Source organism: Streptomyces sp. SCSIO 30461, assembly GCF_037023745.1.
Classification (GTDB): domain Bacteria; phylum Actinomycetota; class Actinomycetes; order Streptomycetales; family Streptomycetaceae; genus Streptomyces.
In genome coordinates, this window is record NZ_CP146101.1 from 1,905,776 (window position 1) to 1,922,297 (window position 16,522).

A 16,522-nucleotide genomic window follows, 5' to 3' on the forward strand; every position below is an offset into this window, starting at 1 on the left:
CGCCCGGTCCAAATCCCTGTGGAGCCGCGCCACCGCACCTTACGGTGCGGTGGCCCTTCAACGCACTGCCTAACTGCTAGTTGAGAAGACTGCCCTGGAGTTCGGCGCGCAGGTCCGGGGTGAGGACCGTGCCCGCGCGGTCGACCAGGAGAGCCATCTCGTAGCCCACGAGGCCGATGTCGGCGTCCGGGTGGGCGAGCACGGCCAGCGAAGAGCCGTCCGAGATCGACATGATGAAGAGGAAGCCGCGCTCCATCTCCACCACCGTCTGGTTGACCGGGCCGCCTTCGAAGATGCGGGAGGCGCCCGCGGTCAGCGAGGTGAGTCCGGACGCGACGGCCGCCAGCTGGTCGGCACGGTCGCGGGGGAATCCCTCGGACATCGCCAGCAGGAGTCCGTCGGCGGAGACCACCACGGTGTGGGACACCCCAGGGGTGTTGTCCACGAAGTTGGTGATCAACCAGTTCAGATTCTGCGCCGCCTGGCTCATCGGGCTCACACTAACGCTCCTGGTTGTAGGTGCTACCCGGGCCGAAGCCCGATCCGTTCGTGTCCGTCCCCGCGCTGCGACCCTTCTGGATGCCGCGCCGCAGGTTGCTCAGCCTGCCGCGGACGTCTTCGGGGGCGCGGGAGACCTGGGGGCCGCCCTGCGGTGTCTGCTCCGCGGTGCCCTCGACCAGGTTGGCCTTGGGAATCCGCCGGGGCAGACCGGACGAGGTGACTCCGCCCGCCTTGGGCTCGCGGAGCTTCTCGGCCCGCTGCCAGCGCTCGTCGTTCTTCGAACGCCAGTCGTCGGAGCCGTCCGCCTCCGCCCGCTCGTCACGCGGTGCCGCAGCCTCCTGCGGGGACCGCGCGGCCGGAGCCGTCTTCTGCCCCGCCTGGCCGCTGCCGCCCTCGTCGGACTGCCACTGGGCCCGCTGGCTGGTGCCACCGGCGCCACGGCGTGGCAGACCGGCGTCGGTCAGTTGGTGACCGTTGCTCGGCGTGGGACCCGGACGTTCGAAGCCTACGCGCTCGGAGCCGTTCGCGGGAGCGTCGGGAGTAGATTCCGCATCTGCCCGGTACTCCTGCTCGTACGCGCCCTGGTAGCTGCCCTGAGTCGACCAGTCTTCCTGGTGGGAGCCCTGCGCGAAGGAGTCGTCGTACTGCCGGCCGTGATCCTGCGGCGGAACGTACGCGGATTCCGCATAGCCCTGCGCCGCGGACTCCGGGTAACCCGCCGGAACCTGGTACTCGCCCGTGTTCCGGTAGTCGTCGGCCCCGTCGGTGTTGTCGGCGCCGCCGTAGGCATAGCCGTTCCGCTCGTAGTCCTGGGCAGGCTGCTGGGGCGCGAAGCCCTGCTCGTACGAGGAGTCTCCGGCGTACTGGTCGTCCCCGGCCCCGTAGGAGCCTTCCTCGGCCCCGTAGCGGCCGTCAGCGGCCTCGTACCGGCCGTTCTGGTACTGACCGCCGCCGTACTGCTCCTGCTCGCTGTACGGGTCCTGCTCGGCGTACTGGTCCTGCTGGACCTCGTCGCGGTACAGCGGTGCGTCGCCGCCGTGCACCTGAGCCTCGAGAGCCGCACGGCGCTCGCCGCGCATCAGGGAGCGTCCCACCGGGTCGAGTCGGCCGGACTCGTCCTGCGAGCCCTCCTCGTAGCGGGAGTCGTCGAAGCCCAGTTCGGCCGCTGTGCGCGAGGTGGTTGGTGTGAAGCTGGTCTGCTGCGTGGGGATCATCTGGGAGACCGTGAAGTCCTCCTCGTGCACCGGTTCGCCACCGCCACCGTGGGTGATCGCGTCCGGGAGCATCACCAGCGAGGTCGTACCGGCCTGTTCGCCCGAGGGGCGGAGCTGCACACGGATACCGTGCCGCAGGGAGAGGCGGCCGACCACGAAGAGGCCCATGCGCTGCGAGACGGCGGCGTCCACCGTCGGCGGGTTGGCCAGCTTGTGGTTGATGTCGGCGAAGTCCTCGGCGGTCAGGCCGATGCCCTTGTCATGGATCTCGATCATCACGCGGCCGTCGGGCAGCCTGGTCGCGGTGACCCGGACCTTCGTCTGCGGCGAGGAGAACGACGTGGCGTTCTCCAGCAGCTCGGCGAGCAGGTGTACGAGGTCGGTCACGGCCTGGCCGTGGATCTCCGAGTCGGGCACGCCGGTCAGCTCGATGCGCTCGTACGACTCCACCTCGGACGATGCGGCACGCAGCACATCCACCAGCGGTACCGGCTGGTTCCAGCGGCGGCCCGGTTCCTCGCCGGCGAGGACCAGGAGGTTCTCGCCGTTGCGGCGCATACGGGTCGCGAGGTGGTCCAGCTTGAAGAGGTTCTCCAGCTGGTCCGGGTCCGCCTCGTTGTTCTCCAGGTCGGTGATCAGGGTCAGCTGGCCCTCGATCAGCGACTGGTTGCGGCGCGAGAGGTTGGTGAAGATCGCGTTGACGTTGCCGCGGAGCATGGCCTGCTCGGCGGCGAGCCGGACGGCTTCGCGGTGGACCTGGTCGAAGGCCCGTGCGACCTCGCCGATTTCATCCTTGGTGTCGATCGGGATCGGCTGGACGCGGGTGTCGACCCGGCCGGGCTCGGTCCGCGACAGCTGGTCGACCAGCATCGGCAGGCGCTGTTCGGCGATACCGAAAGCGGCGGTGCGCAGCTCGCGCATCGAGCGGCTCATCTGGCGAGCCACAAGGCCGGCCAGGATGAACGCGGTGAGCAGCGCGATGACGACGATCAGACCGTTGACGATGGCGTCGGTCTTGGCCTCGTCGGCGATCCGGGAGGCCTCGGTCACCGACTTCTGCACGAGACCGTCCTCGATCTCGGTGTAGCCGTCGAACTTCGCGGTGGCCGCGGACTGCCAGATCCTCGGCGTCACACCCCTCTTGGCGAGCTCGTCCGGGTCGGCGCCGCTGCCGATGGCGGCGACCAGGCCGTTGTAGATGGAGCCGTCCTGCGAGGCCTGCGGCATCGTGAACTCGATGCCCTGTGCCGCGGCTGCCTTGGCCGCCTCTTCGAGCTGCTTGGTCCCTTCACGGGTCTTCTCGCCCATGACGGTCTTCAGCTTCGCGGTGTCCTCGGTCGAACCGCCGGAGACGTACTCGAGGAGTGCGATGTTCTCCAGGTACGCGTAGGACGAGAAGGCGATGGTCTGCCCGGATCTGATCTCAGGGGTCTTGCTCGGGCGGACCAGCAGGTGCATGCCTATGGAGCGCTGGAGCGACCCGGCGGCCTTCGCGAGCTGGATCGCGTAGACCATGCGGCCGTAGCTGGTGACGTTCCCGGTGCCGAAGCCGAGCTCGTTGGAGAACTCCATGAGGGAGTGCTGGACCTGCACGTAGCCCTCTTCGGTGGCCACGGGGCCGCCCTTGCCGCCTTCCTTGCTGGCGGACTCCACAGCCTTCGAGTAGGCGGTCTTGCGGAGCTGCGCGAGCTTCGGCTCCTCCGCGCGGAAGAGCTTGAGGCGGCGCTCCAGACCCTGCGAGTCCGGCCTGTCCTCGACCACCGCGTCGAACTTCTTCTTCGCGGCGTCGGTGGCGGCGCGGTACTTCAGGACGTCCGGGTCGTCCTCGCCCTTGCCCTTGAGGAGGGGCTCGGCCGTGAGGTCGCGCTCGTTGAGCAGAGCCTGGCTGTAGTCCGACGCGGCGCGCACGATCTCCGCCGTCTTCTCGGCGTCCCGCGCCTCGTCCCAGGTGTCCACGGACCCCTTCACCTGGAAGCCACCCATGACGAGGCCGACCAGCACGGGGATCAACAGGATCGCGTTCAGTCGGGTGGGCACACGCCAGTTGCGCGGGGACAGCCTGCTGGAGCTGCCACCGGCGGGGGGCGCGACGTGCTGCACATCCGCAGGCGACACCGCTGCGCGCGGGGGCGGGGTGAAGTTGCCCCGCGCCTGCTGCTCTGCGGAGCTTGTCTTGCTTCGCCTCACTCGACCAACAACCTCTCGGCGTCGGCACCTGTGTTGTGCCGAAAATCGTTCAGGGCCGTACTACTCACGAGTTCGTTGATTTCAGCACGCCAACCGGGTCCGTTCCAAACATCAGGAAAAGCCATGTCAGGTCTTCCTGGACAGCCACTAAAGCGGACATAAGGAGCGAAGCTGCGGCAAAAAGTGGGCTATCGATGAGCACAGTGGTACTACCCGGATGCGTCGGGTGTCTGCGTCCTGGTAATTCTCTGTCGAAATGTTATGAACACGCAGGCGGACCGTGTCAAAAGACACAGTCCGCCCTTGTCACGCTACGACAACTGTCGTATACGCAAAACTACTTGAGTCGGGCCATGAGTGCGTGCTCGACGAGGGTGATGAGTGCGCTTTTGGCGTCGGCGCGGTGGCGGGCGTCGGTGGTGATGATGGGGGTGTCGGGGCCGATCTGGAGGGCTTCGCGGACTTCGTCGGGTGTGTAGGGCTGGTGTCCGTCGAAGCCGTTGAGGGCGATGACGAAGGGGAGTCCGCTGTTCTCGAAGTAGTCGACGGCGGGGAAGCAGTCGGCGAGTCTGCGGGTGTCGACGAGGACGACGGCGCCGATGGCGCCGCGTACGAGGTCGTCCCACATGAACCAGAAGCGGTCCTGTCCGGGGGTGCCGAAGAGGTAGAGGATCAGGTCCTGGTCGAGGGTGATGCGGCCGAAGTCCATGGCCACCGTGGTGGTGGTCTTGTCTCCGGTGTGGGTGAGGTCGTCGATTCCGGCCGATGCGGACGTCATGACGGCCTCGGTACGCAGCGGGTTGATCTCCGAGACGGCGCCGACGAACGTGGTCTTGCCCACGCCGAAGCCGCCCGCCACCACGATCTTCGCGCTGGTGGTTGAGCGGGCTGCACCGCCGCTAGAGCTTGCGAAGTCCACTGAGCACCCTTTCGAGCAGTGTCACGTCCGGCGTTCCGCCGGCCTCTCCGTTGCCCGGCTGGTGGATCGCCACCATGCCGGCCTCCGCCAGGTCGGCGACGAGGATCCGCGCCACACCCAAGGGCATCGACAGCAGCGCCGAGACCTCGGCCACCGACTTGACCTCGCGGCACAGGTGGCAGATCCGCTGGTGCTCGGGCAGCAGGGACGACAGCCGCGCGGGATCGGCCGTGGTGCTGACCAGCGCCTCGATGGCGAGCTGGTAGCGCGGCCGGGTCCGGCCGCCGGTCATCGCGTAAGGACGCACCAGCGGCTGGTCGCCTTCATGTCCGTAATCGGTGTCCACAGGGACACCGTACGGATCGTGAGAGGCGGGGGGCGGGGTCATGAATCCTCCGGGCGTGACATGACAGCAAGTGATCGGCTGTGCCGTCTGACTGGGCCGGTGGGGGGCCGGTTGGGGCGGCCGGACGGTATAGGTGACGGACGGTAGGCCGGGAGCGTACCTGGGGGGCGCGCGCCCCTCGCGGCCTGGCGGGCTTCTAGTGCAGCAGGCTCCCCTGGAGTTCGGCGCGCAGGTCCGGGGTGAGGACCGTGCCCGCGCGGTCGACCAGGAGAGCCATCTCGTAGCCCACGAGGCCGATGTCGGCGTCCGGGTGGGCGAGCACGGCCAGCGAAGAGCCGTCCGAGATCGACATGATGAAGAGGAAGCCGCGCTCCATCTCCACCACCGTCTGGTTGACCGGGCCGCCTTCGAAGATGCGGGAGGCGCCCGCGGTCAGCGAGGTGAGTCCGGACGCGACGGCCGCCAGCTGGTCGGCACGGTCGCGGGGGAATCCCTCGGACATCGCCAGCAGGAGTCCGTCGGCGGAGACCACCACGGTGTGGGACACCCCAGGGGTGTTGTCCACGAAGTTGGTGATCAACCAGTTCAGATTCTGCGCCGCCTGGCTCATCGGGCTCACACTAACGCTCCTGCTGGTGACTGGGGCCGAGATCGTGGCTTCCGGTGTTGCCGGAGCCACCCGCCTGACGGCCTTGCTGGATACCGCGGCGGAGGTTGGTGAGTCGGCCCCGTACGTCGTCGGGGGCGCGGGACACCTGCGGACCGGCGGCCTGCTGAGGGGCCTCCTGCGCGGTGCCGGGAACCAGGTTGGCGCGCGGCACGCGGCGGGGAAGGCCCGACGTGGTGATCCCGCCGGCCGCGGGCCTGCGCACCCGCTCGGCCTGACGGACCAGATCGTCGTTGGGCGATGGCCGCCATTCGGAACCCGCACCGGAACCGCTCGCCTGGTGCCGGTCGGCCTGGCCGGGCAGGCCGACCGGGGAGGCAGGCTCTGCCGCGGGGCGACGCGGCGGCACCGGGCGCCCGGTGGACTGCTGGGGTACGGCAGGCTGCCGGCCGGTGCCGCTCTGCATGGCGCCGCTCTGGGCACTGCCGATCGGTCCGCCGCTCTCCTGGCCGTTGCCGTCCTGGCCGTTCCGGGCTGCCTGTGCACCGCCGCCGTGGAACCAGTTGGTCTCCAGCGTGTCGTAGAGCGGTGTACGGCCGTCGCCGGGGTTGGTCGCCGGCGGCAGGGCCTCGGGCTGAGGCTGGGCCGGCAGGCTCGCCGCGGGCTGGCGCGGCGGCGCGAAGCCGCTGGTGCCCTGGCCCCGCTGCTGCGGAGCGGCAGGGCCCTGCTGTCCCTGGGCCGGCGGACGCTGCGCGTAGTCGGGCCGGGCGAACTGGCCGGTGGCTGACGGGTCCTGGGCGCCGGGGCGCTGCTGTCCGTAGCCGGGCCGCGCGTACTGCCCGGTGGTGTCGTGCTCCTCATGCCCGCGAGGGGCGTCCAGCGGAGGGCGCTGCGGGCCGGACGACTGCTCGCCGCCCCAGCTCACGGGCTGGGGAGGGGTCGGCTGGCCGCCGCCCCCCGGCAGTTCGGCGCGCGGTGCACCGCTCTGCGGCAGCCGACGACCGCGGTCATCACCGGCCTGGGCGCCCTGCGGGAAGCCGCCACGTCCGCGGTCGGCGGGACCGGAGTCCTGCTTGGCGAATCCGCCCTGGTCGGGCCTCCCGCCCTGGCGCGGCTCGCCGCGGTCCTGACCGGGACCGGCCGGACGGCCGCGGCCGCTGTCCCCGGCGAATGCGCTGACCGGTGCGCCGCCCTGGCGCGAGGAGTCCTGCGGGCCACCCTGCGGGGGGACCTGTGGTCCGCCCTGCGGGGCCCCGCCCGGAAGCGGCGCGCCGCCACGGCCGGGCAGAGCGGGGCGAGCGGCGGCACCGCCGCCGGAGACCTGCCCACGGGGGGCGATGGCGCCGAGCCGTCCACCGGGCGCGCTGCCCCCGCCCGGACGGCGGTTGCCGCCACCCTGGCCCGGCCCCTGCGGCGCGGGGGCACCCGGCCCGCCGGCACCCGGCTTGGCCGGAGCCTTCTTGCCGCCCTGTGCGACATCGACGGGAAGCATGACCAGCGCGGTCGTACCACCGGAGTCGGACGGACGCAACTGGATCCGGATGCCGTGCCGCAGGGAGAGGCGGCCGACCACGAACAGGCCCATGCGGCGGGACACGGAGACGTCCACGGTCGGTGGCGATGCCAGCCGCTCGTTGATCGCGGCGAGGTCCTCGGGGGAGAGGCCGATGCCGGTGTCGTGGATCTCGACCAGGACGCGGCCGTCGGGCAGCGCGTGACCGGTGACCCGGACCTTGGTCTGCGGGGAGGAGAACGACGTGGCGTTCTCCAGCAGCTCGGCGAGCAGGTGCACGAGGTCGTTGACGACGCGGCCGGCGACCTCGGTCGCGGGCACTGCGGCCAGTTCGATGCGCTCGTACTGCTCCACCTCGGAGGCCGCGGCACGGAGCACGTCGACCAGCGGAACGGGCCTGGTCCAGCGGCGGCCCGGCTCTTCACCGGCGAGGACGAGCAGGTTCTCGCCGTTGCGGCGCATACGGGTCGCGAGGTGGTCCAGCTTGAAGAGCGAGGACAGCTGGTCAGGGTCGGCCTCGCGGGACTCCAGCTCGGATATCAGCGACAGCTGACGCTGGATGAGACCCTGCGAGCGGCGCGACAGGTTGGTGAACATGGCGTTGACGTTGCCCCGCAGCAGGGCCTGCTCGGCGGCGAGGCGGACCGCCTCGCGGTGCACGTCGTCGAAGGCCGCGGCCACCTTGCCGATCTCGTCCCGGGAGTGCACACCGACGGACTCGACCTTGGTGTCGACGTCCTGCGGGTCGGACTCGGAGAGCTGCTTGACGAGCTGGGGCAGACGGTCCTGGGCGACCTTCGTGGCGGTGTCCTGGAGTCGGCGCAGCGAGCGGATCATGGACCGGGCCACGACGAAGGCGCCGACGAGCGACACACCGAGGACGAGCAGGATCAGCGCACCGTTGATGAGGGCGACCTGCTGCGACTCCTGCTTCAGCTCGCGGGCCCTGGTCTCCATCTGGCCGAGGAGGGTCTCCTCGATCTGGTTCATCGCCTGGAGCTTGGTGTCGGCCTGGTCGGTCCAGTCCAGATAGCCGCGGGGCCGGCCCTTGATGGCGCCGTTGGCGCGCAGCACCTGAGCCGCGTACTCGTCGGCCTTCGCGATCTCGGAGTTACCGGTCTTCAGCGTGCGGAGCAGGTCCTCGGCGTTCTCGCCGTACGAGGAGTAGATGTTGGAGAACGTGCGGATCTCGGCCTGCTCGCTGCTCCTGGCGTCGAAGCCGAGGAGGCGGTCGTTCTCGTTCATGTCCGGGGTGCCGGACGCGCTCTTGGGGAGCGCCGCGGCGATCACGGCGCGCTGGATCGACGCGTATTCCTTCGCGGACGAGAACGCGGCCAGGGCACGGGTCCGCTTGATCATGTCCGGGTTGCTGGTGGCCTGGGCCATGTCCTGGGACAGGCTGAGCAGCAGGTTGATCAGACGGCTGTAGCCCGCGACCGTGCCCGAGACATTGTCCTTCTCGTAGGCCTGGTTGCGCAGGTTGCTGATGGTGTGCACCTGCTGGGCGATCTGCGAGACGTTGGAGTTGATGCTCTCCAGCGCCTCGTCGCCGCTGTCGTCGGGGACGTCGTTGACGGAGCCGAGGAAGGCCAGTTTCTTCTGGTCCGTGACCTGACGCGGACGGATGATGTCGTAGTCGGAGTCGGGGGACGAGCCGTTCCTGATGGGGCCCGCCGCGTGGTCGCGCTCGTTCTGGAGTGCCTCGGCGAGAGCGGTGGCGTCGCGGGTCAGGTCGGTCAGCAGCTGCATGTGCTCCAGCTGCTCGATCTCGTTCATGGACTCGTTGATACGGAGTCCACCGAGCGTGGTCGCCGCGACGACGGGCAGCGTCAGCAGGGAGACCAGCCGCGTGCTGATGCGCCAGTTGCGCAGGGCGATGCGCGAGCCGGTGTCGGTGGGGCCTTTGCCCTTGGGCTTCGGCACGGCCTGCTCGTCGCCGCCGTGAGCCGCGCCGGGTCGGGCACCGCCCTGTGCGGTGCCGGGGCGCGCACCGCGGTCGCCGTCTTCGCCCGCCGGGGGCTGGGCCTGGTTGTGGGTGTGCCGGGGCGCGGAACCGCGGTCGTTTCCGCCGCGCGGCTCCTGCTCAGATGCAGCTTCCCCGTGGCCCTGGCGGGCCTGGGGACGCCCCATGCCATCCCTCTTGAAACGTCCCTGCACTAGCGTCGCAACCTCTGGACCAGGCGCCCCTCCGCGGACGGCGGGGCGGTGTCGGCGTGGCGGGGCGCTGCAGCGCGCCCCCGATGATGGGTCGGTGGTGACCGGCGCTTTTCCCCCTCCTCCGCCGCGACCCGGCGCTCTGTCGCGCCCTTATGCGCCGGATTGAACATGCGGCGGTGCGTGGAATTCCAACACAGTGCCCGGATCTCCAACAAGGCCCTGTATCGGGCTGTGACCTGAGTGACCTGATGTAGTGACCACGTCACAAGCCGTAGAAACCGATCGCGGAGGAAAAGGGCGTTTGCTTACGAGTCGCTTACAGGCGACGGGTGTCCCAGTCGCGATGATCAGGAGCGGAATGGCAGATTCAGTGACGCAATGTCCGTTTCATGGGGGTGGTCAAGGGGTGATTCCCTGGTCCGAAATGGCTGAATTGTCCGGGAGTTCGTGAGCAAACTCACACGTAACCCGCAGTCGAATCCGCACTTTCCCCGAGAACCGGCTGTCTAGCCTTTGGCTTTACACGGACACCCCGACCGACAAGGGCCGACAGACACGATGAAGACCATGATGTTCCGCACCATAGCCAACCCCCGGCGTACCACCCTGGTGCACCTCCAGGACGCCGGCGAGCTGAGCCCCGAGAACCAGCCGGAGCATTCGGTCGACCTCCCGATCCGGACGGCCAACCCTCGTCGCACCACCCTGATCGACGCCCCCGCGGCGATGTGAGTCCGAGCCGGTGGGCGGAAGCCCCGCCGGGCAGGCCGAGTGGCGGGCGGTGAATGCGGCAGGCCGGGTGCCTGCGCCGCGTTAGCCTGGAGCGTCAGACTCCAGCCAGCGGAAACGTGAGGGGCGCAAGGCACCCGTGCGCATCGCCAGATTCTCCATCGACGGCAATGTCGCCTTCGGCGCGGTCGAGGGCGACGGGACCGGTGACCCAGCCGGCCTCGTCCTGGACATCATCAAAGGCATTCCCTACGCCGACTTCGAGCTCTCCGGTACGAAAGTCCCGCTGAGCAAGGTCCGGCTGCTGCCGCCCGTACTCCCCAACAAGGTCGTGGCCATCGGCCGCAACTACGCGGAGCACGCGGCGGAGCTCGGCAATGAGACCCCGGACGTACCCATCGCGTTCTTCAAGCCCACCACTTCGGTGATCGGCTCCGGCGACGCCATCGAGTACCCCTCGTTCTCCCGGGAACTGCACCATGAGGCCGAGTTGGCCGTCGTCATCGGCCGGATGTGCCGCGACGTCCCGCGCGAGCGCGTCAAGGACGTGGTTTTCGGCTACACCTGCGCCAACGACGTCACCGCCCGTGACGTCCAGCAGCGGGAGAAGCAGTGGGCCCGCGCCAAGGGCTTCGACACCGCGTGCCCGCTCGGTCCCTGGGTGGAGACCGGCATCGACCTGGCCGCCGCGGGCGACCTCACCATCCAGTGCACGGTCAACGGCGAACAGCGCCAGCTGGGTCGTACGAGCGGCATGATCCGCTCCATCGAGGACCTGGTCGTCCACATCACCGAGGCCATGACGCTGCTCCCCGGAGACGTCATCCTCACCGGCACCCCCGCCGGGGTCGGCCCCCTCACCGTCGGCGACGAGGTCGCCGTCACCATCGAAGGCATCGGCACTCTCACCAACAAGGTGATCAAGCGTGGCTAACGCAGCAGTCCGCGTACGTTTCTGTCCCTCGCCGACCGGCAACCCCCACGTGGGCCTGGTCCGCACCGCCCTGTTCAACTGGGCTTTCGCCCGGCACCACCAGGGCGCCATGGTCTTCCGCATCGAGGACACCGACGCGGCGCGCGACTCCGAGGAGTCCTACGAGCAGCTGCTGGACTCCCTGCGCTGGCTCGGCCTGGACTGGGACGAGGGCCCCGAGAAGGGCGGTCCGCACGCCCCCTACCGCCAGTCGCAGCGCATGGACATCTACCGGGATGTGGCGGAGAAGCTTCTCGACGGCGGCTACGCCTACCGCTGCTACTGCACGGTCACCGAGCTGGACGAGCGCCGCGAGGCAGCCCGTGCCGCGGGCAGGCCCTCCGGCTACGACGGCCACTGCCGCGAGCTGACCGACGAGCAGAAGGCCGTGTACGAGCGCGAGGGCCGCGAGGCCATCGTCCGCTTCCGGATGCCCGACGAGCCGATCACCTTCACCGACCTGGTGCGCGGCGAGCTGACCTTCACTCCGGAGAACGTGCCGGACTACGGCATCGTCCGGGCCGGCGGCGCCCCGCTCTACACCCTGGTCAACCCGGTGGACGACGCCTTGATGGAGATCACCCACGTGTTGCGGGGTGAGGACCTGCTGTCCTCCACCCCGCGCCAGATCGCCCTGTACAAGGCGCTCATCGAGCTCGGCGTCGCCAAGGCGATCCCGGCCTTCGGGCACCTGCCGTACGTCATGGGCGAGGGAAACAAGAAGCTCTCCAAGCGCGACCCGCAGTCCTCGCTGAACCTGTACCGCGAGCGCGGCTTCCTGCCCGAGGGCCTGCTCAACTACCTGTCCCTGCTCGGCTGGTCGTTCTCCGCCGACCAGGACGTCTTCTCGATCTCCGAGATGATCGAGCGGTTCGAGATCGCGGACGTCAACGCCAACCCGGCCCGCTTCGACCTCAAGAAGGCCGAGGCGATCAACGCCGACCACATCCGCCTGCTCGACGTGAAGGCCTTCACCGGGGCCTGCGAACCCTGGCTGAAGGCCCCGTACGCCAACTGGGCGCCCGAGGAATTCGACCAGGCCGCGTGGGAGGCCATCGCCCCGCACGCGCAGACCCGGCTCACGGTCCTGTCGGACATCACCGCCAACGTCGACTTCCTGTTCCGCCGGGAACCGGTCGAGGACGAGGCGTCCTGGCAGAAGGCGATGAAGGAGGGTTCGGACGCGCTGCTGAGCACAGCCCGCCAGCAGCTGGAGGCCGCCGACTGGTCCAGCCCCGAGTCGCTCAAGAACGCCGTCCTCACCGCGGGTGAGGAGCACGGTCTCAAGCTGGGCAAGGCACAGGCGCCGGTCCGTGTCGCGGTCACCGGCCGCACGGTGGGGCTCCCGCTGTTCGAGTCCCTGGAGATCCTGGGCAAGGAGCGCACCCTGGCCCGGATCGACGCGGCGCTGGCGAAGCTCTCCTCGTAGCAGGCGCAGCACGCGTGAGACCCCCAGGGCGTTTCACGGAGCGGGGCGGCAGCCATGACGGCTGCCGCCCCGCTCCCGTGCTGTCGGCGGAGCCGGAGGAACCGGCTCGGCCCCGGCGCATGGCCCCCGGGCGTGGCCCGGCCGAGCGGCGGCGGACGCCCGGTCGCGGCGGGTCCGTGCGGGGGCGGAGCGGGTGCTCCCGGGCTCCGGTGCGCAGCGCCTCTCCTTGCCAGGACCTGTGCCGCGCGGCTGCCTGCCGGCGGGGAGCCGCGCTAGGGTCGGAATCGTGACTGTGAAAGCCGTGGTGTGGGACATCGACGACACGATCTTCGATTACACGGGCGCCGACACCGCGGGGCTGCGGCGGATGCTCGACGCGGAGGGGCTGCCGCACGGCTACCTGTCGGCGGACGAGGCCCTGCGGCGCTGGCGGGAACTCGCCGATCGGCACTGGGCGCGCTTCGCCGCCGGCGCGGTCGACTTCCAGGGACAGCGGCGTGATCGTGTCCGCGACTTCCTCGGCAGGCCGCTGAGCGATGCCGAGGCCGACGACTGGTTCGGGCGGCATGTCGTGCACTACGAGGCGGCCTGGGCGCTCTTCCCGGACTTCCTGCCCGCGCTCGACCGGTTGAGCGGTACGCACCGGCATGCCGTCCTGTCGAATTCGTCGATCCACAACCAGGACCGCAAACTGCGCGCACTCGGGGTGCGGCATCGTTTCGAGGCGGTCCTGTGCGCCGTGGAGCTGGGCGTGTCCAAGCCCGATGCCGCAGCCTTCCTCGCCGTCTGCGGCGCGCTCGGGCTGCCGCCTGGGGAGGTCGCGTACATCGGGGACCACCCGGACATCGACGCCCGCGGAGCCGTCGAAGCGGGGCTGACCGGCATCTGGCTGGACCGGTCGGGACGGGGCGGCCGGCCCGAGCTGACTCGGATCGCGGCGCTGGACGAGCTCCCCGGGCTGCTGTGCGCGGATACCCGTTTTGGAGCGCCGTCCACCTTCGGGTAATGTTCTTCCTGCGCCGAGGGAAGCGGGCCGAAAGCCAAGGACCGGAAGCGCACCCAACCGAATGAAACCCCCGCAGGGGGGTTGAATTTTGATGGCCTATGGTGTAATTGGCAGCACGACTGATTCTGGTTCAGTTAGTCTTGGTTCGAGTCCAGGTAGGCCAGCTCGCAGAGCTCATCTGCAAAGCCCCCGTTGTGTAGCGGCCTAGCACGCTGCCCTCTCAAGGCAGTAGCGCCGGTTCGAATCCGGTCGGGGGTACAGATCCATCCTGCTGGATCATCCGGGTCGCTCCCGATGATCCAGCGGTGACATCATTCGGCTTTCGTCGGATGGGATCGCTAGGGCCCCCGTTGTGTAGCGGCCTAGCACGCTGCCCTCTCAAGGCAGTAGCGCCGGTTCGAATCCGGTCGGGGGTACTGGTCTACATCACCATGGCCTATGGTGTAATTGGCAGCACGACTGATTCTGGTTCAGTTAGTCTTGGTTCGAGTCCAGGTAGGCCAGCTCGCAGAGCTCATCTGCAAAGCCCCCGTTGTGTAGCGGCCTAGCACGCCGCCCTCTCAAGGCGGTAGCGCCGGTTCGAATCCGGTCGGGGGTACAAGACCAGGAGGCCCTCCCCTAACGGGGAGGGCCTCCTGGTCTGCGTGGGTGGCTCGATCAGCCGAAGCGCCGGAACGACTCCTCCGCCTCGGCCAGTCTGCGCAGGCTCAGCAGCACCGGCTCGTACAGCACGGTGCAGGCCACCGCCGCCTCCACCTGCGCCTCCTCGTCCTCGTACCGTTCCACCAAGTCCAGGTCGGCGACGCCCAGTTCACCCGCACTGCGGGCGTAAGGGAGGAGCTGCTCCGTACCGCAGGGGTAGCCCAGTCGCACCATGGTGGCGATCGCGCCGACCAGCATCCGATAGGCCGGGGAATCGGCACCCGCCTGGCGGCCGAAGTCCCAGCCCATGCGCTCCAGGAGGCTCTCGGCGGTACGGCGTGCCGTCTCGGTTGCCGCGTCGTCCTCGCTCGGTTCCGGGGCGTGCGGCAGGGACCAGACCGCGGCGCCTATCCGTGAGTGGAGGTCGAGGGACTCGTTCCCGACGGCCGCGAGCACGTCTCGGGCGGCGGCCACCGGCAGCCGGCCCACCTGGATCAGCGCGCGCACCAGTCGGAGCCGGCGCAGGTGGCCCTCGTCGTACTCGGCCTGGGTGGCACTGATCCGTCGCCCGACCGGCAGCAACTGCTCGCGCAGGTAGTACTTGATCGTCGCGGTGGGAACACCGCTGCGCTCGCTGAGCTCCGCCATCCTCATTCGCCTGCCACCTCTGCTTGCACCGTTCCTTGGGGAGTGGCACTATCTAACTATAGATAGTGCCACTATCCAGCATTCCTCGCCAGGAGGCAGTCATGGGTGAGAAGCCGATCACGGGCCGTATGACCGCGCAGTCGCAGGATGGGGTGACGGTCTTCCTCATCGGGATGCGTATCAACAACTTCCGGGCGCTGCGCAGTTGGCTTCCGGTGGCCGGGGCGATGCCGCGGATGATCACGGAGCTCTCCAAGGAGAAGGAGCGTGGGCTGCTCGGATTCCAATTCCTGCTGGGCTCGCCCCGGCTGCTGTACGTGGTCCAGTACTGGGAGTCGCACGAGAAGCTGCTCGCCTATGCCTCCGACCGGGACGGGGAGCACCGGCCTGCCTGGGCCGCCTTCAACCGGCGTCTGCGGGAGGGCAAGGGCAAGGTCGGCTTCTGGCACGAGACGTATGTCGTTCCGGCGGGCGCCTACGAGTCCGTGTACATCAACATGCCGGAGTTCGGTCTCGGCGCGGCGACCGGAGTCGTCCCGGTCGCTCGCCGGGGCGAGTCGGCGGCCGACCGTCTCAGGGTCGCCTGAGGCGGCGGTCCTTCCCGGAACCTCCGGGCGTCCGGGGTCGCCGTCCTGTCGCGGTGGCGGCCTGGGGCGCCCTAGGGCGTGTTGCGAAAGTAGCTCCGTCCGCCCGCAGGGCGGGGCCTGCGGCGTCTGGTGCGTGCGATCGCAAGGCGGAGGATCATCCTCGTACTGGACGTACGTGGATGACTCCGACAACGCAGCGAGCGTGCGTGCCAGGCGTCGCGGGTCAGGAGGGACTTTCGCAACACGCCCTAGCCGCGGCCAGGCGGACGCACCCCCGCCGGACCGCGCCCCCCGTGCCGCCTCCGGTCCCCGGACTCCCGGTCGCGGCGGACTACGGGACAGCCCTCAGCTCGCCCGGCGCAGTGCGTCGGACAGGCGGGCCGCGGCGTCGATCACCGCCTGGGCGTGCATGCGGCCCGGGTGGCGGGTCAGTCGCTCGATCGGTCCGGACACCGAGACGGCGGCCACCACCCGGTTGGACGGGCCGCGCACCGGGGCGGAGACCGAGGCGACGCCCGGTTCACGTTCGCCGATCGACTGCGCCCAGCCCCTGCGCCGCACGCCGGACAGTGCCGTCGCCGTGAAGCGGGCGCCCTGGAGGCCGCGGTGCAGGCGCTCCGGCTCCTCCCAGGCCATCAGGATCTGGGCCGATGAACCGGCCTTCATGGTGAGGGTCGAGCCCACGGGCACGGTGTCCCGCAATCCGGACAGCCGCTCCGCGGCGGCCACGCAGATCCGCATGTCGCCCTGCCTGCGGTAGAGCTGGGCGCTCTCGCCGGTCACATCCCGCAGGTGCGTCAGCACCGGTCCGGCGGTGGCCAGCAGCCGGTCCTCACCCGCGGCGGCGGCGAGCTCCGCCAGCCGGGGACCCAGGATGAACCTGCCCTGCATGTCACGTGCCACCATCCGGTGGTGCTCCAGCGCCACGGCGAGGCGGTGCGCCGTGGGTCGCGCGAGCCCGGTCGCCGCGACCAGCCCGGCGAGGGTGGCCGGGCCGGACTCCAGCGCGCTCAGTACCAGCGCTGCCTTGTCGAGAACTCCGACGCCACTAGAGTTGTCCATGC

General features: G+C 69.7%; 13 protein-coding genes and 5 tRNA genes. 10 read left to right on the forward strand and 8 right to left on the reverse strand.

Annotation, left to right across the window (positions count from 1 at the left end; translation table 11 throughout):
* Positions 1–76: 76 nt before the first annotated feature.
* The 6 genes from V1460_RS08645 to V1460_RS08670 form a co-directional block, all read right to left on the reverse strand.
* Complete coding sequence (locus tag V1460_RS08645; protein ID WP_338677974.1) at positions 77–490, reverse strand: roadblock/LC7 domain-containing protein; 414 nt, start codon at positions 488–490, stop codon at positions 77–79.
* A gap of 10 nt (positions 491–500) precedes the next feature.
* Entirely contained in the window at positions 501–3,902 is a 3,402-nt protein-coding gene (locus V1460_RS08650; RefSeq protein WP_338673140.1) for a nitrate- and nitrite sensing domain-containing protein, read from the reverse strand.
* A 337-nt stretch (positions 3,903–4,239) separates the two neighbouring features.
* Positions 4,240–4,821 (reverse strand): ATP/GTP-binding protein, encoded by a 582-nt coding sequence (locus tag V1460_RS08655; RefSeq protein ID WP_250334580.1) that lies wholly within the window; start codon positions 4,819–4,821, stop codon positions 4,240–4,242.
* Positions 4,802–5,209 (reverse strand): DUF742 domain-containing protein, encoded by a 408-nt coding sequence (locus tag V1460_RS08660; RefSeq protein WP_338673141.1) that lies wholly within the window; start codon positions 5,207–5,209, stop codon positions 4,802–4,804. Before V1460_RS08660 ends, V1460_RS08655 begins: the two co-directional genes overlap by 20 nt.
* A 154-nt stretch (positions 5,210–5,363) precedes the next feature.
* Positions 5,364–5,777 (reverse strand): roadblock/LC7 domain-containing protein, encoded by a 414-nt coding sequence (locus V1460_RS08665; protein WP_138057401.1) that lies wholly within the window; start codon positions 5,775–5,777, stop codon positions 5,364–5,366.
* Positions 5,778–5,787: 10 nt separating this feature from the next.
* Positions 5,788–9,417 (reverse strand): nitrate- and nitrite sensing domain-containing protein, encoded by a 3,630-nt coding sequence (locus V1460_RS08670; RefSeq protein ID WP_338673142.1) that lies wholly within the window; start codon positions 9,415–9,417, stop codon positions 5,788–5,790.
* A gap of 594 nt (positions 9,418–10,011) precedes the next feature.
* Here V1460_RS08670 and V1460_RS08675 point away from each other — a divergent pair.
* The 9 genes from V1460_RS08675 (at position 10,012) to V1460_RS08715 (ending at position 14,179) form a co-directional block, all read left to right on the forward strand.
* Complete coding sequence (locus V1460_RS08675) at positions 10,012–10,176, forward strand: hypothetical protein (protein ID WP_338678383.1); 165 nt, start codon at positions 10,012–10,014, stop codon at positions 10,174–10,176.
* A gap of 136 nt (positions 10,177–10,312) precedes the next feature.
* Complete coding sequence (locus V1460_RS08680) at positions 10,313–11,107, forward strand: fumarylacetoacetate hydrolase family protein (RefSeq protein WP_338673143.1); 795 nt, start codon at positions 10,313–10,315, stop codon at positions 11,105–11,107.
* Positions 11,100–12,575 (forward strand): glutamate--tRNA ligase, encoded by a 1,476-nt coding sequence (gene gltX / locus V1460_RS08685; protein WP_338673144.1) that lies wholly within the window; start codon positions 11,100–11,102, stop codon positions 12,573–12,575. Before V1460_RS08680 ends, gltX begins: the two co-directional genes overlap by 8 nt.
* Positions 12,576–12,861: 286 nt before the next feature.
* The gene (locus V1460_RS08690; protein WP_338673145.1) at positions 12,862–13,581 is read left to right on the forward strand and encodes an HAD family hydrolase; all 720 of its coding nucleotides are present in this window, start codon (positions 12,862–12,864) and stop codon (positions 13,579–13,581) included.
* Between the two features lie 92 nt (positions 13,582–13,673).
* Positions 13,674–13,745, forward strand: a tRNA-Gln gene (locus tag V1460_RS08695).
* Positions 13,746–13,766: 21 nt separating this feature from the next.
* Positions 13,767–13,839 (forward strand) — tRNA-Glu (locus V1460_RS08700).
* Positions 13,840–13,924: 85 nt separating this feature from the next.
* A tRNA-Glu gene (locus V1460_RS08705) sits at positions 13,925–13,997 on the forward strand.
* Positions 13,998–14,013: 16 nt separating this feature from the next.
* Positions 14,014–14,085, forward strand: a tRNA-Gln gene (locus tag V1460_RS08710).
* A 21-nt stretch (positions 14,086–14,106) separates the two neighbouring features.
* A tRNA-Glu gene (locus tag V1460_RS08715) sits at positions 14,107–14,179 on the forward strand.
* Between the two features lie 59 nt (positions 14,180–14,238).
* Here V1460_RS08715 and V1460_RS08720 read toward each other — a convergent pair.
* A complete protein-coding gene (locus V1460_RS08720; protein WP_338673146.1) occupies positions 14,239–14,877 on the reverse strand; it encodes a MerR family transcriptional regulator in 639 nt (212 codons plus the stop codon).
* Positions 14,878–14,972: 95 nt separating this feature from the next.
* On the opposite strand from V1460_RS08720, the gene V1460_RS08725 reads away from it, so the two are divergent.
* Positions 14,973–15,458 carry a DUF4188 domain-containing protein gene (locus tag V1460_RS08725; RefSeq protein WP_338673147.1) on the forward strand — a complete coding sequence of 162 codons (486 nt, stop codon included), beginning with the start codon at positions 14,973–14,975 and terminating at the stop codon, positions 15,456–15,458.
* 345 nt (positions 15,459–15,803) lie between these two features.
* Here V1460_RS08725 and ndgR read toward each other — a convergent pair whose 3' ends face one another.
* Positions 15,804–16,520, reverse strand: a complete 717-nt coding sequence (gene ndgR / locus V1460_RS08730) for an IclR family transcriptional regulator NdgR (RefSeq protein WP_338673149.1) — start codon at positions 16,518–16,520, stop codon at positions 15,804–15,806.
* Positions 16,521–16,522 lie beyond the last annotated feature (2 nt).

What these genes read in the sequence shown, in the direction of transcription:
- V1460_RS08670 (WP_338673142.1), bottom strand. Translation starts at nt 9,417, where the DNA reads ATGGGGCGTCCCCAGGCCCGCCAGGGCCACGGGGAAGCTGCATCTGAG.
- V1460_RS08725 (WP_338673147.1), top strand. Translation starts at nt 14,973, where the DNA reads ATGGGTGAGAAGCCGATCACGGGCCGTATGACCGCGCAGTCGCAGGAT.
- V1460_RS08675 (WP_338678383.1), top strand. Translation starts at nt 10,012, where the DNA reads ATGATGTTCCGCACCATAGCCAACCCCCGGCGTACCACCCTGGTGCAC.
- V1460_RS08660 (WP_338673141.1), bottom strand. Translation starts at nt 5,209, where the DNA reads ATGACCCCGCCCCCCGCCTCTCACGATCCGTACGGTGTCCCTGTGGAC.
- V1460_RS08645 (WP_338677974.1), bottom strand. Translation starts at nt 490, where the DNA reads ATGAGCCAGGCGGCGCAGAATCTGAACTGGTTGATCACCAACTTCGTG.
- V1460_RS08720 (WP_338673146.1), bottom strand. Translation starts at nt 14,877, where the DNA reads ATGAGGATGGCGGAGCTCAGCGAGCGCAGCGGTGTTCCCACCGCGACG.
- V1460_RS08665 (WP_138057401.1), bottom strand. Translation starts at nt 5,777, where the DNA reads ATGAGCCAGGCGGCGCAGAATCTGAACTGGTTGATCACCAACTTCGTG.
- ndgR (WP_338673149.1), bottom strand. Translation starts at nt 16,520, where the DNA reads ATGGACAACTCTAGTGGCGTCGGAGTTCTCGACAAGGCAGCGCTGGTA.